At 70.9% G+C, this 25,682-nt stretch carries 22 protein-coding genes; 13 read left to right on the forward strand and 9 right to left on the reverse strand.

Going from position 1 to position 25,682, the window contains the following annotated elements; genetic code table 11:
• Nucleotides 1–8: 8 nt before the first annotated feature.
• Nucleotides 9–1,703 (forward strand): ABC transporter family substrate-binding protein, encoded by a 1,695-nt coding sequence (locus tag AB0J97_RS20150; RefSeq protein ID WP_364090713.1) that lies wholly within the window; start codon nt 9–11, stop codon nt 1,701–1,703.
• A 187-nt stretch (nt 1,704–1,890) separates the two neighbouring features.
• Complete coding sequence (locus AB0J97_RS20155) at nt 1,891–2,994, forward strand: winged helix DNA-binding domain-containing protein (protein ID WP_364090716.1); 1,104 nt, start codon at nt 1,891–1,893, stop codon at nt 2,992–2,994.
• Between the two features lie 10 nt (nt 2,995–3,004).
• On the opposite strand, the gene AB0J97_RS20160 is transcribed toward AB0J97_RS20155, so the two are convergent.
• A complete protein-coding gene (locus AB0J97_RS20160; protein ID WP_357698615.1) occupies nt 3,005–3,256 on the reverse strand; it encodes a hypothetical protein in 252 nt (83 codons plus the stop codon).
• 79 nt (nt 3,257–3,335) lie between these two features.
• Nucleotides 3,336–4,442 carry an MFS transporter gene (locus AB0J97_RS20165; protein ID WP_364090720.1) on the reverse strand — a complete coding sequence of 369 codons (1,107 nt, stop codon included), beginning with the start codon at nt 4,440–4,442 and terminating at the stop codon, nt 3,336–3,338.
• 78 nt (nt 4,443–4,520) lie between these two features.
• Between AB0J97_RS20165 and AB0J97_RS20170 the strand changes: the two genes are divergently transcribed.
• The 3 genes from AB0J97_RS20170 to AB0J97_RS20180 all read left to right on the forward strand — a co-directional run bounded on the left by AB0J97_RS20170 (nt 4,521) and on the right by AB0J97_RS20180 (nt 5,874).
• Complete coding sequence (locus AB0J97_RS20170) at nt 4,521–4,994, forward strand: hypothetical protein (RefSeq protein ID WP_364090723.1); 474 nt, start codon at nt 4,521–4,523, stop codon at nt 4,992–4,994.
• A gap of 89 nt (nt 4,995–5,083) precedes the next feature.
• Nucleotides 5,084–5,530 (forward strand): carboxymuconolactone decarboxylase family protein, encoded by a 447-nt coding sequence (locus tag AB0J97_RS20175; protein ID WP_364090726.1) that lies wholly within the window; start codon nt 5,084–5,086, stop codon nt 5,528–5,530.
• 170 nt (nt 5,531–5,700) lie between these two features.
• Nucleotides 5,701–5,874: a hypothetical protein gene (locus AB0J97_RS20180; protein ID WP_364090729.1), complete on the forward strand. Its 174-nt coding sequence runs from the start codon at nt 5,701–5,703 to the stop codon at nt 5,872–5,874.
• 61 nt (nt 5,875–5,935) lie between these two features.
• On the opposite strand, the gene AB0J97_RS20185 is transcribed toward AB0J97_RS20180, so the two are convergent.
• On the reverse strand, nt 5,936–6,556 hold the full coding sequence (locus AB0J97_RS20185) for a pyridoxamine 5'-phosphate oxidase family protein (protein WP_364090732.1): 621 nt from the start codon (nt 6,554–6,556) through the stop codon (nt 5,936–5,938).
• 34 nt (nt 6,557–6,590) lie between these two features.
• Entirely contained in the window at nt 6,591–7,109 is a 519-nt protein-coding gene (locus AB0J97_RS20190; RefSeq protein ID WP_357698629.1) for a helix-turn-helix domain-containing protein, read from the reverse strand.
• A 54-nt stretch (nt 7,110–7,163) separates the two neighbouring features.
• Here AB0J97_RS20190 and AB0J97_RS20195 point away from each other — a divergent pair, with 54 nt between their 5' ends.
• Nucleotides 7,164–8,498: an MFS transporter gene (locus AB0J97_RS20195; protein WP_364090735.1), complete on the forward strand. Its 1,335-nt coding sequence runs from the start codon at nt 7,164–7,166 to the stop codon at nt 8,496–8,498.
• A gap of 56 nt (nt 8,499–8,554) precedes the next feature.
• On the opposite strand, the gene AB0J97_RS20200 is transcribed toward AB0J97_RS20195, so the two are convergent.
• Together AB0J97_RS20200 and AB0J97_RS20205 are read right to left on the reverse strand one after the other, a co-directional pair.
• On the reverse strand, nt 8,555–9,640 hold the full coding sequence (locus tag AB0J97_RS20200; RefSeq protein ID WP_364090738.1) for a PrsW family intramembrane metalloprotease: 1,086 nt from the start codon (nt 9,638–9,640) through the stop codon (nt 8,555–8,557).
• 75 nt (nt 9,641–9,715) lie between these two features.
• Nucleotides 9,716–10,921, reverse strand: coding sequence for an amidohydrolase (locus tag AB0J97_RS20205; RefSeq protein ID WP_364090741.1), 1,206 nt, complete (start codon nt 10,919–10,921; stop codon nt 9,716–9,718).
• A 116-nt stretch (nt 10,922–11,037) separates the two neighbouring features.
• On the opposite strand from AB0J97_RS20205, the gene AB0J97_RS20210 reads away from it, so the two are divergent.
• The 3 genes from AB0J97_RS20210 (at nt 11,038) to AB0J97_RS20220 (ending at nt 12,442) form a co-directional block, all read left to right on the forward strand.
• Nucleotides 11,038–11,499 (forward strand): hypothetical protein, encoded by a 462-nt coding sequence (locus AB0J97_RS20210; protein WP_364090744.1) that lies wholly within the window; start codon nt 11,038–11,040, stop codon nt 11,497–11,499.
• 29 nt (nt 11,500–11,528) lie between these two features.
• The gene (locus tag AB0J97_RS20215; RefSeq protein WP_364090747.1) at nt 11,529–11,927 is read left to right on the forward strand and encodes an ester cyclase; all 399 of its coding nucleotides are present in this window, start codon (nt 11,529–11,531) and stop codon (nt 11,925–11,927) included.
• 62 nt (nt 11,928–11,989) lie between these two features.
• Nucleotides 11,990–12,442 (forward strand): pyridoxamine 5'-phosphate oxidase family protein, encoded by a 453-nt coding sequence (locus tag AB0J97_RS20220; RefSeq protein ID WP_364090750.1) that lies wholly within the window; start codon nt 11,990–11,992, stop codon nt 12,440–12,442.
• Here the strand turns inward: AB0J97_RS20220 and AB0J97_RS20225 are convergent.
• Nucleotides 12,402–13,793, reverse strand: coding sequence for an MFS transporter (locus AB0J97_RS20225; protein ID WP_364090753.1), 1,392 nt, complete (start codon nt 13,791–13,793; stop codon nt 12,402–12,404). The two genes, AB0J97_RS20220 and AB0J97_RS20225, sit on opposite strands and share 41 nt — an antisense overlap.
• Before the next feature lie 99 nt (nt 13,794–13,892).
• Between AB0J97_RS20225 and AB0J97_RS20230 the strand changes: the two genes are divergently transcribed.
• Together AB0J97_RS20230 and AB0J97_RS20235 are read left to right on the forward strand one after the other, a co-directional pair.
• Nucleotides 13,893–16,454 (forward strand): glycosyl hydrolase family 18 protein, encoded by a 2,562-nt coding sequence (locus AB0J97_RS20230; RefSeq protein ID WP_364090757.1) that lies wholly within the window; start codon nt 13,893–13,895, stop codon nt 16,452–16,454.
• 188 nt (nt 16,455–16,642) lie between these two features.
• The gene (locus AB0J97_RS20235) at nt 16,643–17,467 is read left to right on the forward strand and encodes a glycerophosphodiester phosphodiesterase family protein (protein ID WP_364090760.1); all 825 of its coding nucleotides are present in this window, start codon (nt 16,643–16,645) and stop codon (nt 17,465–17,467) included.
• Between the two features lie 65 nt (nt 17,468–17,532).
• Here the strand turns inward: AB0J97_RS20235 and AB0J97_RS20240 are convergent, their stop codons facing one another.
• A complete protein-coding gene (locus tag AB0J97_RS20240; protein ID WP_364090763.1) occupies nt 17,533–20,343 on the reverse strand; it encodes a vitamin B12-dependent ribonucleotide reductase in 2,811 nt (936 codons plus the stop codon).
• A complete protein-coding gene (gene nrdR, locus AB0J97_RS20245; RefSeq protein WP_103955744.1) occupies nt 20,340–20,795 on the reverse strand; it encodes a transcriptional regulator NrdR in 456 nt (151 codons plus the stop codon). Before nrdR ends, AB0J97_RS20240 begins: the two co-directional genes overlap by 4 nt.
• 2,485 nt (nt 20,796–23,280) lie before the next feature.
• Between nrdR and lexA the strand changes: the two genes are divergently transcribed.
• The gene (lexA, locus tag AB0J97_RS20250) at nt 23,281–23,988 is read left to right on the forward strand and encodes a transcriptional repressor LexA (RefSeq protein WP_352325993.1); all 708 of its coding nucleotides are present in this window, start codon (nt 23,281–23,283) and stop codon (nt 23,986–23,988) included.
• Between the two features lie 498 nt (nt 23,989–24,486).
• Nucleotides 24,487–25,632: an aminotransferase class I/II-fold pyridoxal phosphate-dependent enzyme gene (locus tag AB0J97_RS20255; protein WP_364090769.1), complete on the forward strand. Its 1,146-nt coding sequence runs from the start codon at nt 24,487–24,489 to the stop codon at nt 25,630–25,632.
• Nucleotides 25,633–25,682 lie beyond the last annotated feature (50 nt).

Consider the following 25,682-nt stretch of genomic DNA (forward strand, 5'->3'; position numbering starts at 1 on the left):
TGCGCTCGATGAAAGCTTCACGTCTAGTCGTGGCCGTCGCCGTGACGGGCTCGCTGTCGCTGGTGAGCTGTGGCGGCGGCGGCTCGGGGGGCGGCTCGACGAGCGGCACGCAAGGTGAGCACAAGACCATCAGGGCCTTCGACATCAACCCGCAGCCGCGCGACAAGGTCAAGGACGGCGGCACGCTGCGCTGGGGCATCAACGAGTTCCCCAGCCAGTGGAACAGGAACCACGTCGACGGCAACCTGGCGGTGGCGGCCGTGATCAGCAACGCGCTGCTGCCCTCGCCGTTCGTCTCCGACGAGAAGGCGGAGATCACCGTCGACCGCGACTACGTGCTCGACGCCAAGGTCACCGACCAGAGCCCGAAGCAGGTCGTCACGTACACCCTCAACCCCAAGGCCAAGTGGTCGGACGGGCAGCCGATCACGTGGGCCGACTACCAGGCCCAGTGGCAGGCGCTCAACGGCCGCAACCCCGACTTCCACATCGTCTCGGCCACCGGCTACCAGGACATCGAGAAGGTCGAGCGGGGCAAGGACGACCACGAGGTGAAGGTCACCTTCGTCAAGCCGTTCGGCGACTGGCAGTCGCTGTTCGGGCCGCTGCTGCCGGCCGCGACGAACCGGACCCCGCAGGCCTTCAACACCTCCTGGCTGAACAAGATCCCGGTGACCGCCGGGCCGTTCAAGTTCAAGGGCTTCGACCAGACGGCCAAGACCATCACGATCGTCCGGGACGACACCTGGTGGGGCGACCGGGCCAAGCTCGACCAGATCATCTACCGGGCCTCGGAGCAGGACTCGCTGATCGGCGCGTTCAGCAACGGGGAGCTCGACCTCATCGACGTCGGGCCCTCCGCGCCCGACTACGCGCGGGCCAGGTCCACGCAGGGCGCGCAGGTGCGCCAGGCCGCCGGGCCCGACTTCCGGCACTTCACCTTCAACGGGTCGAGCGAGCTGCTCAAGGACGTCAACGTGCGGCAGGCCATCCAGCTCGGCATCAACCGGCAGGCCATCGCGCAGTCCGACCTCCAGGGGCTCGACTGGCCGATCGAGCCGCTGAACAACCACTTCTTCATGAACACCCAGGAGGGATACCTGGACAACGCCGGAAGTCTCGGCGTCTACAACCCCGACCGCGCCAAGCAGATGCTCGACGCGGCCGGCTGGAAGCTGAACGGAGCCGTCAGGCAGAAGAACGGGCAGCCGCTCGACCTGCGGTTCGTGGTGCCGTCGGGGGTGCAGCTGAGCAAGTCGGAGGGTGAGCTGGCCCAGAACATGCTGGCCCAGATCGGGGTGAAGCTCACCATCAAGGCGGTGCCGAGCGACGACTTCTTCACCAAGTACGTCATCCCCGGCAACTTCGACATCACGCCCTTCGCCTACATCGGCACGCCTTATCCGATTTCGAGCAGCTACGGGATCTACGCGAACTCAGCGAACGGCAAGACCTGGAACGCCAACTTCGGCCGGACTGGCTCGCCGGAGATCGACCAGGCCATGGACAAGGCGGCCCAGAACCTCGACCCGGCGGCGGCCCGCACCCAGACGAACGAGGCCGACGGGCTGATCTGGAAGCTGGTCAACGTTTTGCCGCTCTACCAGCGTCCGCAGAACGTGGCGGCCAGGCAGACCCTGGCCAACGTCGGCGCGCGCGGCTTCTACGACCTGCGCTACGAGGACATCGGCTTCACCGGCTGACCCGCGCCCAGCGCTCCACGGCCGGCTTCACGCCGAGCCCGATGAAGATCCCGCCCGTCGCCACGTCCACCCGGCGGCGGGCGGCGGGTCGACGGACTGCGGGAGGAAGGCGACGGCGAAGGCGACCGGACCGGCCGCGAGGAGCGCGGATGTGCGGACTGTCGGTGGGAGACGGTAGAAGTGACGCATGACGATGGACCTCACCTGGCCGCAGATCCTCGCCTGGCGGCTGCGCAGGCAGTTCGTGGCGGCGGCCGACGGGCCCGACCCGGTCTCGGTGGTGCGCCGGCTGTGCGGGGTGCAGGCGCAGGTCGCCTCCTCGGCCCAGCTCGCGGTGGCGGTCCGGAGCGCCCGGCCCGTCCCGGGCGAGATCGACCAGGCCCTGTGGGCCGACCGTGCCCTGGTCAAGACCTGGCTCATGCGCGGCACCCTCCACCTGGTGCCCGCCGACGAGCTGGCCGGCCTGTGCGCGGCGCTGAGCACGCTGCGCTTCTGGGAGAAGGGCTCCTGGCAGCGCGGCCACGGCGTGACCGCCGCCGAGATCGAGGCCGTCATCGAGGCCGTCCCTGAGGCGTTGAAGGGCGCGCCGCTGACCCGCGAGGAGCTGGTCGAGGAGGTCGTGGCGCTGACCGGGCAGGCCCATCTGCGCGAGGCGCTGACGTCCGGGTGGGGGGCGCTGCTCAAGCCGCTGAGCCGCCTGGGCGAGCTGTGCTACGGGCCGCCCCGCGAGGGCAAGGTCACCTTCACCGCGCCGCGATCGTGGGTCCCGGGCTGGCCGGGGGTGCTCCCCGACCAGGAAGAGGCCGGGGTGCGGGTGCTGCGGGCGTTCCTGGGCGCCCATGGGCCGGCCGCGCCGGAGATGTTCGACACCTGGCTGTTCGGCGGCGTGGCCAGGAAGGCGGTGCTCAGGGGGTGGGTCAAGGGGCTGGCCCCCGAGCTGGTGGAAATCAGGGCCGACGACGGCACGGTTCTCCACGCGCTGGCCGAGCACGCCGACGACCTGGCCGCCACCCGGCCCTCGGCGGGCGTCCACCTGCTGCCGGGCTTCGACCAGTTCATCCTGGGCGCGCCGCGTACCCTCGCCCCGCTCGTCCCGCCGCCGCTCAAGCCGAAGGTCAGCCGTCAGGCGGGCTGGATCTCGCCCGTGGTGGTGCACGAGGGGCGGGTGGCCGGCGTCTGGGAGGCCAAGGGCGGCGCCATCACGCTCGACCTCGCCGCCCCGGTGCCTCAGGACGCGCTCGACCGCTCCCTGAGCCGCATGCGGTCGCTGCTGGATCTCAAGGAGGCGTAGCGCCCGCGGGTCAGGCGGACGTGCTCGCCATCACCCGGTCGACGATGCCCTTGTTGCCCTCCTCGCGGGCGCAGTGGGCGCAGCAGTACCAGTGCTCGCCCGACTGCACGCCGTGGCCGATGACCTTGGTGCCGCAGTGCTCGCAGATCGGCGCCATGGCCTCGATCGCGCACTGGAAGCAGTCGAAGGTGTGCACCGCGCCCTGCGCGTGCACCTCGAAGGCCATGTCGTAGTCGTTGCCGCAGTTGTCGCAGACGGCCATGGTGATCCCCTCTTCACGGTCCGATCACCTCGGGCAATACCCGGATCCGTGGTGCGCTTTCCCCAACGAAGCACCATATTCAGGCTGATTCACCCTCGATGACGGCGAAGCGTGCGATCAGCGGCAGCCCCAGCAGGCCGAGCGCGGCGAGCGCGACGGGCAGCCCGAACGGCCCGGTCAGGCCCGCCACCAGCAGCGGGCTGACGACGAACCCGGTGTAGGAGACGGTGGACACGCCCCACACCAGCGTCCCGGTGGGGTCGTCGGCGGCCGCACGGCTGAGCAGGGCGGGCACCAGCGGCCCTAGCGTCAGCCCGGTCAGGGCGAAGCCCGCCATGGACAGCGGCACGCCGCCGCCGAGCCCGGCCAGGGCGATCCCGGCCGCGCCGCCCGCCCCGGCGACCAGGTACAACGCGCGCAGCGGCACCGGGGGCAGCGTATGTGCGGCGATCCGGCCGGCCGTGAGCGCGGCCATGTAGACCGAGGGCGCGAGGCTGGCCGTCAGGGGCGTGGCGTCCCGGTGCTCCTCCAGCAGGAGCACCGACCACTGCTCCACCGCGTTCTCGATCACCAGCACGCAGCCGGCCAGCGTCCCGAGCAGCAGCGCGAGCCCCCACAGCCGGTGTCCCGCGCGGGGGTCGCCGGAGGGCGCGGGCCGGCCGCGTCCGACGGGCAGGGCCGGCAGCGACAGGGACGTCGCCGCCACCATCAGCCCGATCACCACGAGCACGGTCCCGGTGTGCACCCCGAGCGACCGGGCCAGGCCGGCGAGCGGGGCGGCCACGATGACCGCGACCGGGAAGGCCGCGTGCACCACCTGGAAGAGCCGCCGGCCGCTCTCGCGCTCGACGCGTCCCGTGGTCAGGTTGAGCGTGACGTCGAGCGCGCCGCTGGCCGCGCCGAGCAGCAGCAGCGCGGCCGCGAGCTGCCTGGGCCCGGTGACGGCGGCGAGCCCCGCCACGGTGAGCCCGAACAGCGCGGTCGCCGCCATGAGGGCCCGGCGCTCGCGTCCGCGGGCCAGCCGGCCGGTCAGCGCCATCGCGGGCAGGGCTCCGATCGGCACGGCGCTCAGCGCCGCGCCGAGCTGCGCCGCCGAGAGGCCCAGCTCCAGCTTGACCGCCGGCAGCAGGGCCGACCAGGCTCCCCAGAACACGGCCCAGACGGCGGACACCGCGATGAGCGGCATTCACCAACCCCCTTGAATTACGGTCAAGTCTCGGTAAAGATCGACGACGTCCTTTTATCCCCCGCCGAAGGGAATATCGTGCTGACGCGCACGGTCATCGCGGCCGGTCTGGTCGCCGCCGGTATCGCCGCCGTCCCCTCCTCCGCCTACGCCGCCTCGGCCACCTCCGCCTCCGCCGCTTCCTTCGCCGAGACGCCCGAGCGCGTCTGCGGCGCGGGCTACCAGCGGGTGCGGGACGGCCACCGCGCGATGAAGACGCGCGACGGAGCGGTTCTCGGACACGTCTACCTGATGTACAACAAGCGCGCCGGCAAGAACTGCGTCGCGGCGATCAAGATCGCCTACCGCGGCACCCCTACGGTCACCGGCGCCTCCATCGAGGTCCGCGGCGGCGGCCGGAGCGAGGACGTGCAGCGTTACCGCTTCTACGCCGAGACCGGCCACATCGACGGTAGCTGGAAGTGCGTGAAGTACGCGGGTTGGACGCGCACCCCGGACAACCGCGTCGAGGCGTGGGGCGGCCGCAACTCCTGGGGCAACTGCGCGGGCTGAGACCAGAGAATTCCCATCCCGGAGCTGTCACATCGCGCGGGGCCGCCTCGTCCTGTGTCATGGAAGCGAACGACACAGGGAGGATCACCATGACCCAGCGCATCGACATCGCCAAGCTCGCCCCGGAGGCGTACCGGGGGTTCCTGGCGGTGGAGGCGTACATGCACGGCAGCGACCTGCCCGCGGCCACGATCGAGCTGGTCAAGCTGCGGGCCAGCCAGATCAACGGCTGCGGCTACTGCGTGCACATGCACAGCAGGGACATGAAGAAGGCCGGGGAGAGCGACGAGCGGCTGTGGTCGGTCGCGGCCTGGCGGGAGGCCACGGTCTTCACCCCCGCCGAGCGGGCGGCCCTGGCGCTGACCGAGGAGGCGACCCGCCTGGCCGACCGCGGCGAGACCGTGCCGGACGAGGTGTGGGAGCAGGCGGCCGAGCACTATGACGAGAAGCAGCTCGCCGCGCTTGTCGTCTCCATCGCGATGATCAACGCCTGGAACCGCGTCGGCGTGACCGCCCGCCTGGTTCCGGGGACCTGACGCGCGTCAGAGTCCTGGGATCCACGAGCAGGAGACGTCCGCAGCCGCCGGCCGAGCCGGATCTGTGCACCCCCTCGGGGCGAAAGTTGCCCTATTAGCTACCCTTTACAGCGAACTTACGGCTGTATCGGTAGATAACAGAGGTAACAGGAACATCACGGGGGGCTCACATGAAGAGGCTTGCGGTCGTGCCACCGCACGTCGCCAGGCACAAGATCCGCGACATCCGGGCGGCGGCCCGCCGCAGAAGCACCGTGGCCGCCGACCCCAAGGTGATCGACCTGCGGGCCTACAGCGGCCAGAACGTGCTCCACTTCCCCGGCGGGCCGACGCCCGCCGCCTGACCCGCACGATCCCGCACTCCCGAGGTCCGACGGCACCGGCTCCCCCCGCCGGCCGTACGGATCAGCCGTAGAGCCTCTTGGCGTAGGACTCGCTGTAGTACGACTCCAACTGCTCCAGCGTCTCCTCCACGACCTGGACCTCCTTGATCAGCTTGGCGTGCGAGGGCAGGGCGGAGGGGTTCCAGGAGTCGGGCGTCCAGAGCTGCGAGCGCATGAACGCCTTGGCGCAGTGGAAGAAGATCTGCTCGATCTCCACCACCAGGGCGAGCCGCGGCCGGTGGCCCTTGACGATCATCTCGTCGAAGAACGGCGCCTCGCGCACGAGCCGGGCACGGCCGTTGACGCGCAGGGTCTCGTTGCGGCCGGGGACCACGAAGATCAGCCCGACGTGCGGGTTCCTCAGGACGTTGTGGAACCCGTCGGCCCGGCGGTTCCCCGGACGGTCCGGAATGGCGATCGTGGTGTCGTCGACGACGTGGACGAACCCGGCCGGGTCACCCTTGGGCGAGACGTCGCAGTTGCCCTTGTCGTCGGACGTGGCGATCAGGCAGAGCGGTGACGCCGCCAGCCAGTCGCGGTCGCGAGCGTGCAGCCGGACCCGCTCCTTGGTCGCGGCCCGCGGCATCACCTCGCCCAGCAGTTCCCGCAACTCCTCCTCGGACCCGATCTCCGCCCAGCTCATCTGATCTCCTTTCGGGGGTTACCGCCCGATTCTGTCAGGAGACCGGAGCGAGCATCCTGTGGGGCTCACGCAACACCATGCTGACCGGGTCGTCCCTGTTGTGCTCCAGGCCGGGGCCGGGGCGCACCTCGATCTCCTCCACCCCGACGACCGTGCCGCACGACGGGCACCGGGACACGGGGTCGAGCCGGGCGCCGCAGGTCACGTGGTGGAACAGGCGGCGCGGCCCGGCCCCGCCGAGGTTGCGCTCGCCCCACTGGGACAGGGCCAGCAGGGGGACCCACAGCTCGCGGCCCACGGCGGTCAGGACGTACTCGTCGCGGGGCGGGTTGTCCTGGTAGCGGCTCTTGACCAGGACGCCGACCTCGACCAGCGCGCCGAGCCGCTGGGACAGGACCGCCCTGGGGATGTCGAGGTGGGCGAGGAAGTCGCCGTAGCGGCGTACGCCGTACATGGCGTCGCGGACCACCAGGAGCGTCCACCGTTCGCCGATCACTTCCAGGGCCCTGGCCAGCGAGCAGTCCTGGCCTTCGTAGTTCTTGCCGAGCGCCATGGAACCCATGTTAGTTCATTCATCGAACCGTGGTACGTTGCGCGAATGAGTTCAATGACCGAACTGACTCGGGTCCGGCCGGGCACGCTCGCCGTGGCGTCCTCGGCGCCCCTGCTGGTGCTGACGAACTACACGGTCCCGATGGTGACGTTGCCGCAGACGGCCGCGTCCCTGGGCGCGGGGGCGACGGGGCCGGTGTGGATGCTGGGCGGGATCTCGCTCGGGCTGTCGGCGCTGCTGCTGGTCTCCGGCGGGCTGGCCGACGACCACGGGCGCAGGCGGGTGCTGGTGTGGGGGTCGGCGGTGCTGGCGGTCGCCGGGGTGGCGGCCGCGCTGAGCACGTCGGTGCCGGTGTTCGTGCTGGCCAGGCTGGTGCAGGGCGGGGCGAGCGCGGCGATGCTGGCCGCCAGCCTGGGCATCGTCGGCCATGCCTACCCCTCCGGCGCCGCGCGGGTGCGGGCCACGGGACTCTACGGCGCCATGATCGGGCTGGGCACGGCGGTGGGCCCGCTGGTCTCCGGCGCGCTGGCCATGGCGGTGAGCTGGCGGGCGGTCTACTGGGTGTTGTCGGCCGGCGCGGTCGTCCTGGCGGCGGCGTCGGCGCGCTTGCTGGACGAGTCGCGCTCCCCCGCGCCGCGCCGGTTCGACGTGCCGGGCGTGCTGCTGCTCAGTCTGGGCGTCGGGGCGCTGGTCGCGGGCGTGACCGAAGGGCGTGCCGGGTGGGGGCGTCCGGTGGTGATCGGGGCGTTCGTGCTGGCGGCGGTGCTGGTGGCGGCGTTCGTGGCGGTGGAGCGCCGGCGGCCGGAGCCGCTGCTCGACCTGGAGCTGTTCGGACGGCCGGTGTTCCTGGTCGCCACCGGCGGCGCGCTGGTCGTCGGGGCGGCGGTCGTGGGCCTGCTCAGCTACCTGCCGACCGTGCTGCAGACCGCGCACGCGCTGACGCCGTTGCAGACCGGTCTGCTGTTCTGTCTCTGGTCGGGCACGTCGTTCGCGGTGTCGCTGCTGTCCCGGCTGGTACGCCTGCGCACCGCCGCCCGGCTGGCCCTCGGCCTCGGCCTGACCGCGCTCGGGTTCGCGGGCCTGCTGGGCGTGGGCGGCTCGCTGGACCTGCCGCTGGTCGTGGCCGGGCTGGTGGTGAGCGGCGCCGGGTCAGGGCTGATCAACTCCTCGATCACCCATCTGGCGATCGAGAGCGTGCCGGCCCACCGGGTCAGCATGGGGTCGGGCGCCAACAACACCGCCCGGTACGTCGGCTCCTCCCTGGGCGCGGCCGGCGTGGCGGCGGTCGTCGGCGCGTTCGGCGTGGAGCAGGGGGCGACGGTGGCGGTGGCGGCCTGCATCGTGCTGAGCGCGGCCACGGCCCTGGCCGCGCTGCTCACCCGCCCGTGAACCTGACCCGTCACGGCCCCCGCCGCGCTGCTCACCCACCCGTGAGCCCGCCCCCGCTACCAGCGGCGGGCGTGGGCCATGGAGGTGAGCAGGGCGGCGCGTTCCGTCTCGAACCGGCCCGGGTCCATGCCCTGGCGTTCGGCCCGCAGGTGCAGCACGGTCAGTTCGGTCGCGGCCTGCTGGTAGTCGCTCATCGCGCGGCCGAGCCCGGCCCCCCTGGCCCACTTGCGGGCCGCCTTGCGCGCCTTGAGCGTGCTGAGCATCGTGAGGTCGTCCGCCGTGACCAGGCCGGTGCTGCCGTAGCCGGGCAGGTAGACGCCCATCTTCGAGACGAGCTGACGGCGTTCGACGACGGTGACCACGATGAGCAGGACCAGCGCCACCATGATCACCAGGTACGCCGCGCCCAGCCAGGCCAGCGACTGGGTGGAGGCGGCGCCGTTCCAGAGCCCGTGCAGCACGACCGCGCCCAGGTAGCCGAGCGGGATCGCGGCGAACCTGGCGGGCGTGCGGCGGGTGAGCGCGTAGGCGACGCCGAGGCCGATCATCGAGGTGTAGATGGGATGGCCGAGCGGGTCGATCAGCCCCCTGAGCACGAACAGCCGCACCGCGGCGCCGGTGCCGTCCTGGCCGAACGCGATCAGGTAGTAGCCGATGTTCTCCACGGCGGCGAAGCCGAGACCCGCCATGGAGGCGTAGACGATGCCGTCGGTCAGGCCGTCGATCTCCTGTTTCCGGCGCAGGAGCAGCAGCAGCGCCGAGCCCTTCAGCGCCTCCTCGATCACCGGGGCCAGGAACACGGTGCCGACGTCGTTGACGAGCTGGGCGCCGTACCCGGCCCGCAGGAACAGCGCCTGCCCGGCCAGCGTCAGCCCGACGCCGAGCACGATCGCCAGGCCCGCGCCCCACGCGAAGGCGAAGGCGAGGTGCAGCTTCGGCTCGGGCTCCAGCCGGTCGAGCGAGAGCACGGCGGCCAGCAGCACCGGCAGCGGCGCCAGCCCCAGCACGGCCGACAGCCCGAACCCGACCGGCCCTCCCTTGCGCAGCATGAGACCGAGGACGATCAGCGCGAGGACGCCTGAGACCACCAGGCCGATCAGGAGCGCCTTGCTGGGTCTCCTGGCGAACTGCGGAGCTGTCATGGGGGGCGCCTTTCTCCGACTCAGTGCACCTACTATGAGCGTTCCCGGCCGTCGCGCACTTGACAGTCGCTTACATCACCGTGACTCGCGGTAATAGGGATCGGCGACGACGGATTCCCCGTCCACGTAGGAGTACACCTCGCGCCCGGCGATGAACACCCGCAGCGCCCGGCTCATCACGTCGAGGGGGTCGCCGGACCAGATGACCACGTCGCCGTCGAGGCCGGGCCGCAGCGAGCCCACCCGGTCGTCGAGGCCCATGATGCGGGCCGGGTTGACGGTGATCGAGCGCAGCGCGGTGTCCCGGTCGAGCCCCTCCTTGACCGCGAGGGTGGCCTGGTGGACGAGGAAGTGGATGGGGACCACCGGATGGTCGGTGGTGATCGCCAGTTCGACCCCGGCCCGCGCGAGGATGCCCGGGTTGCGCAGGGCGCGCTGCCGCAGCTCGACCTTCGACCGGCTGGTGAACAGCGGGCCGATGATGACCGGCACGTTCCGCTCGGCCAGCGTGTCGGCCAGCAGGTGGCCCTCGGTGCCGTGGTTGAGGATCAGCCGGTAGCCGAACTCGTCGGCCAGGCGCAGCGCGGTGGCGATGTCGTCGGCGCGGTGGGCGTGCTGGCACCACGGCAGCTCGCCGTCGAGCACCCGGGCCAGGATCTCCAGCGTGCCGTCGCGGTCGAACGGCTTGTCCTCGCGCTCGGCCGCGGCCTTCTTCGCCCTGTAGTCCTGCGCCTTCATGAGCGCGTCGCGGATCACCGCGGCCACGCCCTGCCGGGTGGAGGGCAGCTTCTTCTGGTCGCCGTAGACGCGTTTGGGGTTCTCCCCCAGCGCGCTCTTCACGCTCACCGGCTGTCTGACCAGCATCTCGTCGACGGACCTGCCCCAGCACTTGACCGCGACCGTCTGCCCGCCGATCGGGTTGCCGGACCCCGGCTTGATCACGGCCGTGGTGACGCCGCCGGACAGCGCGTCGGCGAAGCCCTGGTCGGCCGGGTTGATGGCGTCGAGGGCGCGCAGCCGGGCGCCGTTGGGGTCGGTCATCTCGTTGGTGTCGTTGCCGGCCCAGCCCTCGGCCTCCTCGTACACGCCGAGGTGGCCGTGCGCCTCGACGAAACCGGGCAGGACCCAGCCGCCGCCCGCGTCCACGACGGTGGCCGAGCCGGGGATCGGCACGTCCCGCCCCACCGTGACGATCTTCCCGTCGTCGACCAGGACGGTGCCGCCCTCGATGGGATCCCCGTCAACCGGTACGACATATCCGTTGATGATGGCGAGAGTCATAGCGGAAACCTACAGTCGCCATGCTTTCCTCCATAAAACTGGACCGATAACCGAGTTTCGGGCATGCTTGTCGAGATCTTGAGTCAAGGCCAACCGAAAGGGACGTACTAGTGCGTATGCCGTCAAAGGCAATCCTTCTCACGGCTGCGATCGCCTTCAGCGGCGTGCTCGCGGCCCCGGCGGAGGCCACAACCGCGAGCAGCCCGCAGAGCATCTGCGGCTCCGGCTTCGGGCTCGTCTCCGACGGCACGAGGCCCGTCAAGACCCAGAGAGGCGAGCGTTACGGCACGGTCTACCTGCTCTACAACCGCGGCACCGGCGAGAACTGCGTCGTCACGGTCAAGTCGCGCTTCATCGGCTCGAAGACGCAGATGAGCGCCAGGCTCACCGTCATGCACAGGGCGCGCAACCAGAAGCAGGACTCGATCGTGCGCATAGACGCCGGCAAGTTCGGGCAGTACGCCGGGCCGGTCAAGTACTGGGCCAAGAACGCCTGCGTGCAGTACTGGGGCACGATCCAGGCGACCAGCGGGTCCATCGCCGGCGGTGGCCGTACCAGCTGGGGCAACTGCGGCTGAGCCCGTCGCGCGGGGGTAGGCGTACCGCCATGCTGACCGAACTGTACGAGCGCTGGCTGCTCGAACTGTGGAACGGCGACCTCTCCCTCGCGCCCGACCTGGTCACCCGGGAATTCGTCGGCCACTGGCCCGGCCAGGACGTGCGCGGCCCCGAAGGGCTGGCCGAGGCGATCCGGCAGGGCCGCGAGCCGTTCGACGACGTCCGGGTCACGCTCGACGTGGGCCCGGCCGTCGACGGTGACCTGGTCGCCGCCCGGTGGACGTTCAGCGGCGCCTACCGGGGCGGCCTGCCCGGCGCGAGCGCCCCGCCGGGCACCCGGATCTCGTTCTCCGGGCACGACCTCCTGCGTGCGACGGACGGACGATTCTCCGAATATTGGGTGATCTCCGACGCACAGTCACTCTCCCGACAACTCGGGATAGGCTGACAGCTCCGCATCACGACGGGGGTCGAGGGATGTCACAGGAGGCAATGGGCGGTATGGGGGCGATGGGGGCACAGCCGCTGGAGCTGCCCGAGGAGGCTCTGTCGGCGCTGCTCGCCGGCCAGCGCTTCGGCGCGCTCGCCACCAGCGGCTCAGGCGGCCCCCCGCAACTGTCCACCGTGGTCTACACCTGGGACCCCAGGCCCCGGGTGGTGCGGATCTCGACCGTCGCCGACCGGCTCACGGTACGCCGCCTGCACAAGGACGCCCGCTGCGCGCTCTACGTCGCCAGCGACGACTTCGGCTCCTACGCCGTCGCCGAGGGCGAGGCCGAGCTGTCCCCCGTGAGCGACCGGCCGGGTGACGAGGTGGGGCTGGAGCTGCTGGCCATGCAGCCGTCGTTCGGCGACGCCGGGGGCGAGCTGGCGTTCCTGCACCGCATGGTCGCCGACCGCCGGCTGGTGGTCAGGATCAGGGTCAGGCGGCTCTACGGGACCCTGCTGCCGACGCCCTCCTGACGGCGCGCCGCCGGTTGTAGGCCACCATCGCGACCACGAGCAGGATCAGCGCCAGGTCGATGGCGGCCGACCAGCGCATGGCCCGCGCGTGGTGGCCGCCCTCGGCGACCGCGAAGTAGACCGCCCCGATCACGGCGACGCCGCCCGCGCCGGCGAACTGCTGCGCCGTGCTGAGCACCCCCGACCCGATGCCGGCCTGGTGCGGCGCGACCTCCACCAGCGCGGCGCCGATGAGCCGGGGCAGGACCAGGCCGTTGCCCGAGCCCACGAGCACGAGCGCGACCATGATGTACGGCAGCCCGCGCCCGGCCCCCACCACCAGCAGCGCCAGCCCCAGGGCGGTGACCAGGCCGCCCACCATGACGACGACGAGCCCGTACCGGCTGACCAGGCGGGTGCCCAGCAGCGAGGTCACGGTGAACAGCACGCCCATCGGTGCGAACGCCAGCCCCGCCTGGAAGGCGGTGAGCCCGAGCCCGTTCTGCAGCAGCAGCGTCAGCGTGAACATGAACGAGGCGAAGTACGCCATGAACGCGACGATCGCCGCCACGCCCGCCAGGTAGGAGTGGACCTTGAGCAGGCCGAGGTCGAGCACCGGCTGCCCGCCGCGGGCGGCCAGGGCCCGCTGCCACCACCAGGTCAGCGCGAACACCGGCGCGCTCGCCGCCATGGCGGCCCACGTCCAGGCGGGCCAGCCCAGGCTGTTGCCCAGGCCGAGCGGCACCAGCAGCAGCGCCAGCCCGGCGGCGAGCCCGGCCGCGCCCGGCAGGTCGAACGCGACGGGCTCGCGACGGTCGGCCTCGGGCAGCAGCCGGCGGGCCAGCGGCACGACGACCAGGCCGACCGGCAGGTTGATCAGGAAGATGACCCGCCAGCCGAGGCCGAGCACGTCGGCGGTGAGCAGCAGGCCGCCGAGCACCTGGCCGGCGATGGAGCCGAGGCCGCCGGCGGCGCCGTACCAGCCGATGGCGCGGCCGCGCCGCTCCGGCGGGTAGACGGCCGAGATCATGGCCAGCACCTGGGGCACCATGACGGCGCCCGCCAGGCCCTGGAGCAGGCGGGCGGCCACCAGCCAGGCCGCTCCGGGGGCCAGGCCGCACAACACCGAGGCGACGGTGAAACCGGCCACGCCGTGGACGAACAGGCGACGGTAGCCGTAGCGGTCGCCGAGCCGGCCGCCGGTGATCATGCCGGCCGCGTACGTGAAGGCGTACCCGGCGACGATCAGCTCCAGGGCCGCCGGTCCGGCGTTCAGGTCGTGCTCGACGGCGGGCGCGGCCACGTTGACCACGAAGAAGTCGAACTGGGCCATGAACCACGCCGACAGCAGGACCGGCAGCACCCCTCTCATCTTGTCAGGCTAGATCAGACAGGCTCTTGCAAGTTCAGTGGGACGGGCTTACGATCCGCGTAATTGTTAGGAAACTTTCTTTAATGAAAGGTCCTTGACGTGCGCCGATTAGTCACCCCCCTGATCGCTGTTCTCGTGATCATCGGCATGTGCACCCTTCCCGCACAGGCCGTGAGCCGCCTCATCGCCACGTTCTCCCTCTCCGGGAACACGGGCACCTTCCTGGTGAGCAACCCGGGCACGACCGCCGTCAGCGGCTGGTCGATCGTCTTCGAGCTGCCGTCCGGGGTCACCGCGAGCAACCCTCAGAACGCCACCATCCGCCAGAACGGCACCAAGGTGACGCTCACCCCCGCTTTCTACATCAACACCGTGCAGGCGGGGAAGAACACCGAGCCCTACAGCCCCAAGGTCACGCTGAGCTCGGCCGTCCAGCCGACGAGCTGCCTGATCAACGGCGCCAACTGCGACGGCACCGGCGGTGACCCGCCCGCCAAGCCCCCGGTCAGCGCCACGTACGACGTCAGCGGCACCTCCGCCAAGTTCATCGTCGCCAACAACAGCACGACGGCGCTGACCGGCTGGTCGATCGTCTTCGACCTGCCCGCCGGCGTCACCGCGAGCAACGCCCAGAACGGCTCGCTCACCCAGAGCGGGCGGACGGTCACGCTGACCCCCGTCCACTACAACACCACCGTGAACGCGGGCGCGACCACCGAGCCCTACAGCCCGAGCTTCACCGTGAGCTCCGCCAACGCCGAGCCGACGAGCTGCCGGATCAACGACGTCAACTGCGACGGCACCCCCGACGTGCCGCCCGGCGCCCCCGGGAACCTGCGCTCGCCGGTCAAGACCACCAAGACCGTCTCGCTCGCCTGGGACGCCGCCACCCAGGGCAGCCTCCCCATCGTCGGGTACGAGATCTACAACGGCACGGCCCTGGCCGCCTCGGTCACCGAGACCTCCGGCACCGTCTCCGGCCTGACGCCGAACACCGAGTACACCTTCACCGTCAAGGCCAAGGACCGCAAGGGCACGCTGTCGGCCGCCTCCGCGCCGCTGAAGGTGACCACCCGCAACCCGGCCGACGACTCGCAGGCGCCCTCGGTGCCGTCGGGCCTGCGCAGCACGGCCAAGTCGTCCAGCAGCGTCTCGCTGGCCTGGACCGCCTCCACCGACAACACCGGCGTCGCCAACTACGACGTCTTCGTCGGCTCGACCCTGGCCACGACCGTCACGGGCACCACGGCGGTCGTCTCCGGCCTGTCCCCCTCGACCGAGTACACCTTCACGGTCAAGGCCCGCGACCTGTACGACAACCTCTCCGCCGCCTCCACCCCGGTGAAGGTGACGACGTCGGACATCGTCGAGACCGGGTACGCCCGCGTCGGCTACTTCGTGCAGTGGGGCATCTACGGCCGCCAGTACTTCGTCCGCAACCTCGACACCACCGGGAACGCGGCGAAGCTGACCCACATCAACTACGCCTTCGCCAACATCGACTCCAAGAACCTGACCTGCCTGCAGGGCGTCACCAAGGGCACCACGTCCGACCCGCAGGACCCGAACCAGGGCGACGGCGCCGGTGACGCCGAGGCCGACTACGGCAGGCCGTTCAGCTCCGCCCAGTCGGTCGACGGCGTCGCCGACACCGGCTGGGAGAAGCTCCAGGGCAACTTCAACCAGCTCAAGAAGCTCAAGGCGAAGTACCCGAACCTCAAGGTGCTGATCTCGCTCGGCGGCTGGACGTACTCCAAGTACTTCTCCGACGTGGCGGCGACCGACGCCTCGCGCAAGAAGTTCGTGTCCTCCTGCATCGACACCTACATCAAGGGCAACCTGCCCGACTACAACGGCAAGGGCGGGCCGGGCACGGCCGCCGGCATCTTCGACGGCATCGACCTCGACTGGGAGTGGCCGGGCGCCGAAGGACACGCGGGCAACCACGTGGGCGCCAACGACAAGGCCAACAACACGCTGCTCATCGCCGAGTTCCGCCGCCAGCTCGACGCGCTGACGACGACGACCGGCAAGCGGTACCAGCTCACGGCGTTCACCCCGGCCGACCCGGCCAAGATCGCCGCCGGCTGGGACCTGCCCGAGGTGGCCAAGTCGCTGGACATCTTCAACATCCAGGGCTACGACTTCCACGGCGCGGGCAGCGACAACTCCTGGGAGCCGAACCGCACCGGCCACCAGGGCAACCTGTACCTCGACGCGGACAGCCCGTACAACCCGGACTTCAGCGTGGAGAAGGCCGTCGACGTCTACCTCCAGGCCGGCGTCAACCCGCGCAAGCTCACCATCGGCCTGGCCTACTACGGCCGCGGCTGGCAGCAGGTGACCGACGGCGGCAAGGCCGGCGAGTGGCAGGACGCGCACGGCGCGGCTCCCGGCCAGTTCCAGGAGGAGGCGGGCACCCGCGGCTACAGCAACCTGCTCGCCATGGTGCCCGGCTGCACGGTCCGCCACGACGAGGTGGCCGTCGCCACCTACTGCTACACCGGCAACAACGGTCAGTGGTGGTCGTTCGACGACGCCTGGTCGATCGGTAAGAAGACCGCCTGGCTCAAGAGCAAGGGGCTGCTGGGCGCGATGATCTGGGAGATGTCGGGTGACACCGGCGTCCTCACCACCGCGCTGGACGGTGGCCTCAGGTAACACCTGCACACCGGAGGGGCGGGCCGCCACGGGCGACCCGCCCCTCACGCGTGTCCCAGAAGCCTTGCCGCCCGCGGTGTCAAAGTCTCATCCGGCGGGCACCACTCCGTTACCGAGCCCTCAACTCGCGGTCATCCGGCCTTGTCATGGTCGGGTTTGTCGGTCCCCTCCCCCAACCGAGGAGATCCATGTTCCGGCGACTCGCCCTGTCCCTGCCCCTCGTCCTCCTGGCCCTGGCCTCCCCGCCTGCCGCCGCGGTCGGCACTGTGGTCGACGTCGCCCATCGGGGCGCGTCGGCGTACGCGCCGGAGAACACCGTCGCCGCCTTCCAGCTCGCCGCCCGCCAGGGGGCCGCCATGTTCGAGCTGGACGTCCAGGAGACCAAGGACCACGAGCTGGTCCTGATGCACGACACCACCCTCGCCCGGACCACCGACGTCGAGCACGTCCTGCCCGAGCTGGCCCCCTGGCGGGTGCGCGACCTCACGCTCGCGCAGATCCGCAGGCTGGACGCGGGTTCCTGGTTCGACCGGGAGTACACCGGCGAACGGGTCCCGACCCTCCAGGAGGCGCTGCGCGCGATGGCCGGTTCCCGCGTCGGCCTGCTGATGGAGGTCAAGGAGCCCCGGCTCTACCCGGGCATCGAGGAACGCATCGTCCGCGCGCTGCGCGCCGATCCCGTCTGGCTCATGCCGGGGCGGCTGGTGGCGCAGTCGTTCGACTGGGACTCGATGCGCGCCTTCCACCGGCTGCTGCCCGAGGTGCCGATCGGGCTGCTCGGCACGCCGGACGCCGACACGCTGTCCGGCCTGTCCGGGTTCGCGACATACGTCAACCCGCCGTACGCCGGGATCACCCCTTCGTACGTGCGGCTCGTCCACGACCACGGCATGAAGGTCTTCGCCTGGACGGTCGACAGCCCCGACGTCATGCGCCGCCTGCTGACGTACCAGGTGGACGGCATCATCACCGACCGGCCCGACGTCCTGCGCGACGTGCTGACCGAGACCTGACCCCGCGAACGCCGCTGAGGGGGACCCGTTCCCGGATCCCCCTCAGCTCAGCTCAGCAACTCGGATCAGCTGCAACCGCTGGTCGAGCCGCAGCCCTCGCAGACGTAGCAGCTTCCGGCGGGCCGCATCTTGGTGCCGCAGGTCATGCAGAGCGGCGCGTCGGCGGTGAACCGCTGGTGGCTCTCCAGCGTCAGCTCCTTGACCGGCTCCGGCTTCGGCTTCTCCTCGATCGGCGCCGACTGGGCCAGCGCCTCGCGGTCGACCGCCTCCTGCAGCGCCGCCGGGTCCTCGCCGCGCTGCTGCGCGGCGCGCTCGGCCGCCGAGAAGATGCCGAGGGCCGCCCGCTCGTCGTAGGGCAGGTGGTCGAGGGCCAGACGACGGAAGATGTAGTCCATCACCGACGTGGCCATCCGGATGTCCGGGTCGTCCGTCATGCCCGCCGGCTCGAACCGCATGTTGACGAACTTGCTCATGTACGTCTCCAGCGGCACCCCGTACTGGAGGCCGATGGAGATCGCCACCGAGAAGGCGTCCATGACGCCCGCCAGCGTCGAGCCCTGCTTGGACATCTTGAGGAAGACCTCGCCGAGCCCGTCGTCAGGGTAGGACGAAGCGGTCATGTAGCCCTTGGCCCCGCCCACGGTGAAACGGGTGGTCATGCTGGGACGCTGGTTGGGCATGCGCCGCCGGGTCGGCCGGTTGACCTCGATGACCTTGACCTCGGGCTCGGCCTCGACGGCCTTCGGCTCGTCCTTCTTGGCGCCGTTGCCGGCCGACAGCGGCTGGCCGACCTTGCAGTTGTCGCGGTAGACGGCCAGCGCCTTCAGGCCGAGCTTCCAGCCCTCCAGGTAGACCTGCTCGATGTCGTCGATCGAGGCCGACTCCGGCAGGTTGACCGTCTTGGAGATCGCGCCGGACAGGAACGGCTGGGTCGCCGCCATCATCCGCACGTGGCCCATCGGCGCGATGGCCCGCTCGCCCATCGCGCAGTCGAACACCTCGTAGTGCTCCTTGCGCAGGCCGGGGGCGTCGACGACGTGGCTGTGCTCGCCGATGTACTCGACGATGGCCTCGATCTGCTCCTGCTGGTAGCCGAGCTGCTTGAGCGCCCGCGGGATCGTCTGGTTGACGATCTGCATCGAGCCGCCGCCGACCAGCTTCTTGAACTTGACCAGCGCGAGGTCGGGCTCGATGCCGGTGGTGTCGCAGTCCATCATCAGGCCGATGGTGCCGGTGGGGGCGAGCAGGCTGGCCTGGGCGTTGCGGTAGCCGTTCTTCTCGCCGACCTTCAGGCACTCCGACCACTGGCGCGACGCCTCGGCGTGGATCTTCGCGTCCATGGTGCCGACCGTGCGCAGGTTGTCGTTGGCCGCGGCGTGCTTGCGCATGACCCGCTTGTGCGGCTCGGCGTTGCGGGCATAACCGTCGTACGCCCCCACCACGCCGGCCAGCTCGGCGCTGCGCCGGTAGGACACACCGGTCATCAGCGACGTGATCGCCCCGGCCACCGCGCGGCCGCCGTCGGAGTCGTAGGCGTGGCCCGTGGCCATGAGCAGCGCGCCCAGGTTGGCGTAGCCGATGCCGAGCTGGCGGTAGGCCCGCGTGGTCTCGCCGATCCGCTCGGTCGGGAAGTCGGCGAAGGTGATCGAGATGTCCATCGCGGTGATGATCAGCTCGGTCAGCTTGACGAAGTCGGCGACGTTGAAGGTGTTGTCGTCCTTCAGGAACTTCAGCAGGTTGATGCTGGCCAGGTTGCACGAGGAGTTGTCCAGGTGCACGTACTCGGAGCACGGGTTGCTGGCGGTGATCCGGCCGGTCTCCGGCGTGGTGTGCCAGTCGTTGATCGTGTCGTCGTACTGCACACCCGGGTCGGCGCACTCCCAGGCGGCCTTGGCCATCTTGCGGAACAGGTCCTTGGCGTCGACCTTCTCGATGATCTCGCCGGTCAGGCGGGCGCGCAGGCCGAACTCGTCGCCCTTCTCCACCGCCTTCATGAACTCGTCGGAGACGCGCACCGAGTTGTTGGCGTTCTGGTACTGGACGGAGACGATGTCCTTGCCGCCCAGGTCCATGTCGAAACCGGCGTCACGCAGGGCGCGAACCTTGTCCTCTTCGCGCGCCTTGGTCTCGATGAACTCCTCGATGTCGGGGTGGTCGACGTCGAGCACGACCATCTTGGCCGCCCGGCGCGTCGCGCCGCCCGACTTGATCGTGCCCGCGGAGGCGTCCGCGCCGCGCATGAAGCTGACCGGGCCGCTGGCCGTGCCGCCGCTGGAGAGCAGCTCCTTGGACGAACGGATGCGGGACAGGTTGACCCCCGACCCCGAACCGCCCTTGAAGATCACGCCCTCTTCCTTGTACCACTCCAGGATCGACTCCATCTGGTCGTCCACGGAGAGGATGAAACACGCGCTGACCTGCTGCGGCGACGCGGTGCCCACGTTGAACCAGACCGGCGAGTTGAACGCGAAGACCTGGTGGACCAGCGCGTGCTTGAGCTCGTGGTCGAAGATCTCGGCGTCCTCGTCGCTGGCGAAGTAGCCGTGCTCGATGCCCGTCCTGGTGTAGACGCCGACGACCCGGTCGACGAGCTGCTTCAGGCTCCACTCGCGCTGCGGCGTGCCCACGGCGCCGCGGAAGTACTTGGTGGTCACGATGTTGGCCGCGTTCACCGACCAGGACTCGGGGAACTCGACGCCCCGCTGCTCGAAGTTGATCGAGCCGTCGCGCCAGTTCGTCATCACGACGTCACGGCGCTCCCACTGGACCTCGTCATACGGGTGCACGCCGGGCTTGGTGAAGATCCGCTTCATCCGCAACCCCTTACGCGGCCTCTTTCCCCCGCGCGCCACTGAACCGCTGGCCGTGTCCGTCATGACTCCCCCTTCTCCGCCTTCAACTGTGAGATCTCGGCTTCGAAGTCCGCCAGGCTCTCGAAACCGCGATAAACCGATGCGAATCGCAGGTAGGCCACCTCGTCCAGCTCCCGGAGCGGACCGAGGATCGCCAGGCCCACCTCGTTCGACGGCAGCTCGGCCGCGCCCTTGGCCCGGATGGCCTCCTCGACGCGCTGCCCGAGCTGCGCCAGCGAGTCCTCACTGACCGGCCTGCCCTGACAGGCCCGCCGCACGCCCGCGACGACCTTGTCCCGCGAGAACGGCTCCGTCACCCCGCTGCGTTTGCTCACCATCAGCAGGACGGTCTCCTGCGTGGTGAACCTGCGCCCGCACTCGGGACAGGTACGGCGGCGCCGGATGGCCGCGCCGTCGTCCGTGGACCGGCTGTCGATGACCCTGGTGTCAGGGTGGCGACAGAACGGACAGTGCACGGCTTCGCCTCCTTGACCTGCACGGCACACCACACGCGTAAAACCCTCGCCGCGGTACGCTCGCGCACGCCCCACGGCTCGCCATGGTGCGGTCACGGAAACACAAGGTGTGGTGAACCGACATCGGTGTAACTACTAGATGTTGTGGTCCAACCGTAGAAGCGCGCGACCATGAACGCAAGTTGAGCGGCACCGTGGAGCCGAAGTCGCTGATCAGCCCCTCAGTCACACAGGCCCCGGGCGTGTCGCCCCGGCCAGGCCCCCGCGCGCCCGCGCCGGCCGCCCTCCGTCACCCGACGGCGACCAGCCCAAACAGGCCCCACAAAGGTACCGGAGCCCACACCCTCCCCCCACCTCCCACGGCTCCCGAAAGACCCTCCCCCCTACCCCCGAAATCCCCACAAGAACCTCCGCACCCGCCACCACCACAGATCAGCCCTGCTCCCACGCACACCCACCGGAACCGGCCCCTTGACGCGACAGGACCGCCCCGCCCAGAGGCGGCGGGCGAGACCGGCGTGCTCCTCCCAGAGGCCACCGGCGAAGGCGAAGGAGACCGGCCCACCCCTCCCAGAGGTCACCACCGGAGGCGAACGCGCCCGACCTGCCCCGTCCAGAAGCGAACAGGCGATGCGGCGCGGTCAGTTCACCCCTCCCAGACGCCCCCGTCGGAGGTGGCGGGACCGGCGGCTCAGCACTCCGGACGAGACCGGCCCGACCGGCCCCGACCCCCAGCGGTCAGCCGTCAACGGTCGGCTGGTCGCCGGTCGGCGGTCGGCGGCGCGGAGGGACGTGCAGCCTGGCGCCGGGACGGAGCGCCGGGCAACCCGTCAAGGCGCCCCCGGCCCACCGCCGGTCACCGCGCGTCCGCGATCCCCCACACTCCGGCCCCCAGAACGGCTTCCACCGACGACACCCCCGCACGGCCAGGCACCACGGCACCCGCGGCCGCATGCCCAGCCGCCCGCGTCCCCAGCCAGAACCCGCCCAAGGACAGCAACACCATGCCCACCACGAGCACGATCCGCCCCCGCCGGGTCAGCCGCACCGGAGGAGCGGGAGCCTTGCCCCCTCCACTCCGCACGATCACTCCGACGCCACGCCCCGGCCGCCGCAACGCCCGACGACTCCACACACGCCCTCCGCCGTTACCGGCCCGAGCACTTCCGACCCCCACGACACGCCCCAGCACCTCACGCCCCCCGTGAACCTCTCCCCCACCGGAACTCCCGTCCCCTCGCGCCCCCCGACGCCCCGAACCCCCCGGCCCGGCCAGCACCTGCCCCCGCTGCACAACCTCGCCCGAACGCCCTCTCCGCCGCCCGAACCGCTCCGCCACCTGCCCCCGATCCCCGTCAGAAGGCTCGCCCGAACGCCTTCTCCGCCGCCCGAACCGCTCCGCCATCTGTCCCGGGCCTCGCCTCTGCGTGTCGAGCCGACCGCCCGTCTCCCCCCGACGCCGCCCCTGCGTCTCCGTCTGCTCGGCCGCCCTGTCACCGGAGCGGCGCCTTCGAGCGTCGAGTCGGCTCACGGGCTCGCCCGGGCGGCGCCGTCCCCATGGGCGGTCGCCTCGCGGGTCCGGGCGTCGTTCCCGACGGCCGTCCGGCAGGTCCGCCGAGGCCCGTCCTGCCTGTCGTGCCGCCCGGCCTCGTGTCTCCGTCGCCTCCGCCTCGCCCTCCGGACGTCGTCGGCGTGCTTCGGGTGACCGTCGGCGCTGTTTGCCGCGCGGAGCCTCCCCGGCCCCTCGCTTCTCGGCCACGTCCGCCCCTGGACGACGCCCCTCGCGCCCCCGCGCCAGACGCCCTGCCCGTCGGCCCGAACCCCGTTCGCGTTCGCGTTCGGCGGAGGCGGTCTCGGGCGGGCGGTCGCGGAGCTGGGTGACGTCCGTCCCGGCAGCGACGCCCCGGCCCGCGTGGCGGCGGCCGGTGAGCGTGGCGTCGGTGAGACGGGGTTCCGCGCCGTCCCGCGCCCCCGCCCGGTCGGTGTCCGCGTCCGCGTCGGGACGCGGCGAGGGGACCAGCCACAGACGGGGGCGGTCCGAGCCGCGCGCGGCGCCACCGGAGCCGCCGGTACGGCGCCGCCGGGTGTTCGAATCGGGCGCGGGCCGTTCTGCCCGGTTCTCGTGCCGGCCGGAGCCCGTACGCGGGTCGTCCCCCCGTCGGCCCCGACCCCGGGTGGCGTCGGCGATGAGAGTGAGCCGGTTGACGTCTTCGCTGGTCGTGTCGGTGCTCGGGATCGTTCGCACGATTGACCTCCCGCCGTCTGGCCCGAGGAAGCGGCCAAAATATGATCAGCAAATCGAACACGGTGTCGATCGAACTCCCGTACGATGTTGTACACCACGCTGGCAACAATTTCGAGGAAGACTCGAACAATTGTTTGAAGATGATCTTCAACAGCGATACGGTCGCTGTGTGCGACATCAAGACCACGGACCGGGAGGTTCGCCGGTGAGGCGGGCCGCCGCCAGGCGAGGAGGAAGAGCATGAGCGAGCGGGAAGACGCGAACGGGGTCACAGACCTCGCGGTGCGCCGACGCGACTCCCTGGGCCTGACGCCCAGGCAGCGCAAGATCCTCGAAGTGATCCGCGATTCGGTGCAGCAGCGCGGCTACCCGCCCTCGATGCGCGAGATCGGCGAGGCCGTGCAGCTGACGAGCACGTCCAGCGTGTCGCACCAGTTGACCGCCCTGCAGCGCAAGGGCTACCTGCGGCGCGACCCGCATCGGCCGCGCGCTCTGGAGGTGCGCCTGCCCGGCGAGCCCGTGCTGTGGGTCGACCCCGACGCGACCGACGACGAGGCGCCCGTGAGCCGGCCGACCGCCGCCTACGTGCCGCTCGTGGGCCGCATCGCCGCCGGTGGCCCGATCCTGGCCGAGGAGAGCGTGGAGGACGTCTTCGCCCTTCCCAAGCAGCTCGTCGGCGAGGGCACGCTCTTCCTGCTCCAGGTCGCCGGTGACTCGATGATCGAGGCCGCCATCGCCGACGGCGACTGGGTGGTCGTCCGCCAGCAGCCGGTCGCCGAGAGCGGCGACATCGTGGCCGCCATGATCGAGGGCGAGGCCACGGTCAAGACGTTCAAGCGCAAGGACGGGCACGTGTGGCTGGTGCCTCACAACCCGAACTACGAGCCCATTCCCGGCGACGAGGCCAGCGTTCTGGGCAAGGTGGTGGCCGTCCTCCGTCGCCTCTAGCACTCCGTCGCCGACCGGCAGCCGCCCTCCTCCACGGGGGGTCGCGGCCGCCGTCCGACTTCCATACGATCCGGCCTCCCTCGTACGGGGGCTGCGGTCGCTCGCGCCATCTGGCGATTCCTCGCAGGTCGCACGCACCTGACGCCGCCCTCCCCGGCGGGGCCCTTCACCCGGCCTCACCGGGGAGGGCGGCGCCGCGTGGCCCGCTCGCGCCCCTCCAGGCCCGGACAGCAGCAACACGGCCGGGCCCATCACGCATGCCGCGACAGGGCGCCCCAAAGGCGAAAGACGACCGGTAGCGCCACCGCTCCAACGAGCCCCGCTTCCACCGGCGCAGCCACAAACGCCTCCACGACAGCACCGACGACCACCGACCACAGCCACCATCGCGCACCCACCGCGCCCACCAACCACCGGTACCAACCACGGGTAACAACCGCGCGGGCACGGCGTCACGCCCCACAGCCCTGCCACGCCGCAAACTCCTAGAATGTGCCCGTGACCGACACGAACCCCCCAAAAGAGACGCATGCCCCCAAAGAGACCAACGTCTCCAAGGAGATGCAGGACCTCAAAGAGACACATGACGGTCTCAAGTGGGCACTCCCCGCCCCCGGGGTCATCCCGGCCTGGATCGCCGACATGGACCTCTCCACCGCCCCCGAGGTGATCGAGGCCCTGACCCGCCGCGCCGCCGGCGACCTCGGCTACCCGACCTGGCTCGACCAGCCGCAGAGCGGCCCCCTGGCCGAGGCGTTCGCCGAGCGCATGGCCGCCCGCCACGGCTGGGCCGCCGACCCCTCGTACGTCCACACGTTCAGCGACATCAACCAGGCCCTCCAGGTGCTGCTGCACCTCTGGACCAGGCCCGGTGACGGCGTCGCGCTGCACACCCCCGCCTACCACCCGTTCCTGACCACCCTCGACACCATGGAACGCCCGCTCGTCCCCATCCAGCTCGAACCGGACGGCGACGCGTGGCGGTTCGAGGTGCCCGACCTGTCCGGCTGCCGGGTGCTCCTGCTGGTCAACCCGCAGAACCCGACGGGCCGCGTGTTCACCCGCGCCGAGCTGGAAGGGCTGGCCGAGCACGTGGAACGCCACGACCTGCTGGTCCTGGCCGACGAGATCCACGCCGACCTCACGTACGAACCGCACCGGCACATCCCCTTCGCCACGATCCTCCCCGAGCGCACGGTCACCCTCACCTCGGCGACGAAGGCGTTCAACCTGGGCGGAATCCGCTGCTCGGTCGCCCACATCGGCCCCGCCGAGGTGCGCGCGGCCGTGGCGGCGCAGCCGCCGTTCCTGTTCGGGTCGGCGAACCTGCTCGGGGTGGAGGCCACGGTCGCGGCCTGGCGGCACGGTGACGCCTGGCTGGACAGGACCAGGGCGCTGCTCGACATCAACCGCCGCCTGATCGCCGAGCGGCTGCCGGACCGGTTCGGGTACCGGGTCCCACAGGCCACCTACCTGGCGTGGCTGCACACCGGACGGCCGGGCACGGCCGAGGTCATCGAGCGGGAGGCGAAGGTGCGGCTCAATGACGGCGCGGCGTTCGGGCCGGGCGGCGCGGACTACGTACGGCTGAACTTCGCGACGACGGAGGCGATGTTGTCGGAGATCCTCACCAGGCTGAGCTGAGGAACGACCCGGCCAGGCCGAGGGGCGGCCCGGACGGGCCACCCCTCGGC

It is taken from the genome of Nonomuraea sp. NPDC049607 (genome assembly GCF_040675375.1).
GTDB lineage: Bacteria > Actinomycetota > Actinomycetes > Streptosporangiales > Streptosporangiaceae > Nonomuraea.

What these genes read in the sequence shown, in the direction of transcription:
- AB0J97_RS20150 (WP_364090713.1), top strand. Translation starts at nt 9, where the DNA reads ATGAAAGCTTCACGTCTAGTCGTGGCCGTCGCCGTGACGGGCTCGCTG.
- AB0J97_RS20155 (WP_364090716.1), top strand. Translation starts at nt 1,891, where the DNA reads ATGACGATGGACCTCACCTGGCCGCAGATCCTCGCCTGGCGGCTGCGC.
- AB0J97_RS20160 (WP_357698615.1), bottom strand. Translation starts at nt 3,256, where the DNA reads ATGGCCGTCTGCGACAACTGCGGCAACGACTACGACATGGCCTTCGAG.
- AB0J97_RS20165 (WP_364090720.1), bottom strand. Translation starts at nt 4,442, where the DNA reads ATGCCGCTCATCGCGGTGTCCGCCGTCTGGGCCGTGTTCTGGGGAGCC.
- AB0J97_RS20175 (WP_364090726.1), top strand. Translation starts at nt 5,084, where the DNA reads ATGACCCAGCGCATCGACATCGCCAAGCTCGCCCCGGAGGCGTACCGG.
- AB0J97_RS20180 (WP_364090729.1), top strand. Translation starts at nt 5,701, where the DNA reads ATGAAGAGGCTTGCGGTCGTGCCACCGCACGTCGCCAGGCACAAGATC.
- AB0J97_RS20185 (WP_364090732.1), bottom strand. Translation starts at nt 6,556, where the DNA reads ATGAGCTGGGCGGAGATCGGGTCCGAGGAGGAGTTGCGGGAACTGCTG.
- AB0J97_RS20190 (WP_357698629.1), bottom strand. Translation starts at nt 7,109, where the DNA reads ATGGCGCTCGGCAAGAACTACGAAGGCCAGGACTGCTCGCTGGCCAGG.
- AB0J97_RS20195 (WP_364090735.1), top strand. Translation starts at nt 7,164, where the DNA reads ATGACCGAACTGACTCGGGTCCGGCCGGGCACGCTCGCCGTGGCGTCC.
- AB0J97_RS20200 (WP_364090738.1), bottom strand. Translation starts at nt 9,640, where the DNA reads ATGACAGCTCCGCAGTTCGCCAGGAGACCCAGCAAGGCGCTCCTGATC.
- AB0J97_RS20205 (WP_364090741.1), bottom strand. Translation starts at nt 10,921, where the DNA reads ATGACTCTCGCCATCATCAACGGATATGTCGTACCGGTTGACGGGGAT.
- AB0J97_RS20210 (WP_364090744.1), top strand. Translation starts at nt 11,038, where the DNA reads ATGCCGTCAAAGGCAATCCTTCTCACGGCTGCGATCGCCTTCAGCGGC.
- AB0J97_RS20215 (WP_364090747.1), top strand. Translation starts at nt 11,529, where the DNA reads ATGCTGACCGAACTGTACGAGCGCTGGCTGCTCGAACTGTGGAACGGC.
- AB0J97_RS20220 (WP_364090750.1), top strand. Translation starts at nt 11,990, where the DNA reads ATGGGGGCACAGCCGCTGGAGCTGCCCGAGGAGGCTCTGTCGGCGCTG.
- AB0J97_RS20225 (WP_364090753.1), bottom strand. Translation starts at nt 13,793, where the DNA reads ATGAGAGGGGTGCTGCCGGTCCTGCTGTCGGCGTGGTTCATGGCCCAG.
- AB0J97_RS20235 (WP_364090760.1), top strand. Translation starts at nt 16,643, where the DNA reads ATGTTCCGGCGACTCGCCCTGTCCCTGCCCCTCGTCCTCCTGGCCCTG.
- AB0J97_RS20240 (WP_364090763.1), bottom strand. Translation starts at nt 20,343, where the DNA reads ATGACGGACACGGCCAGCGGTTCAGTGGCGCGCGGGGGAAAGAGGCCG.
- lexA (WP_352325993.1), top strand. Translation starts at nt 23,281, where the DNA reads ATGAGCGAGCGGGAAGACGCGAACGGGGTCACAGACCTCGCGGTGCGC.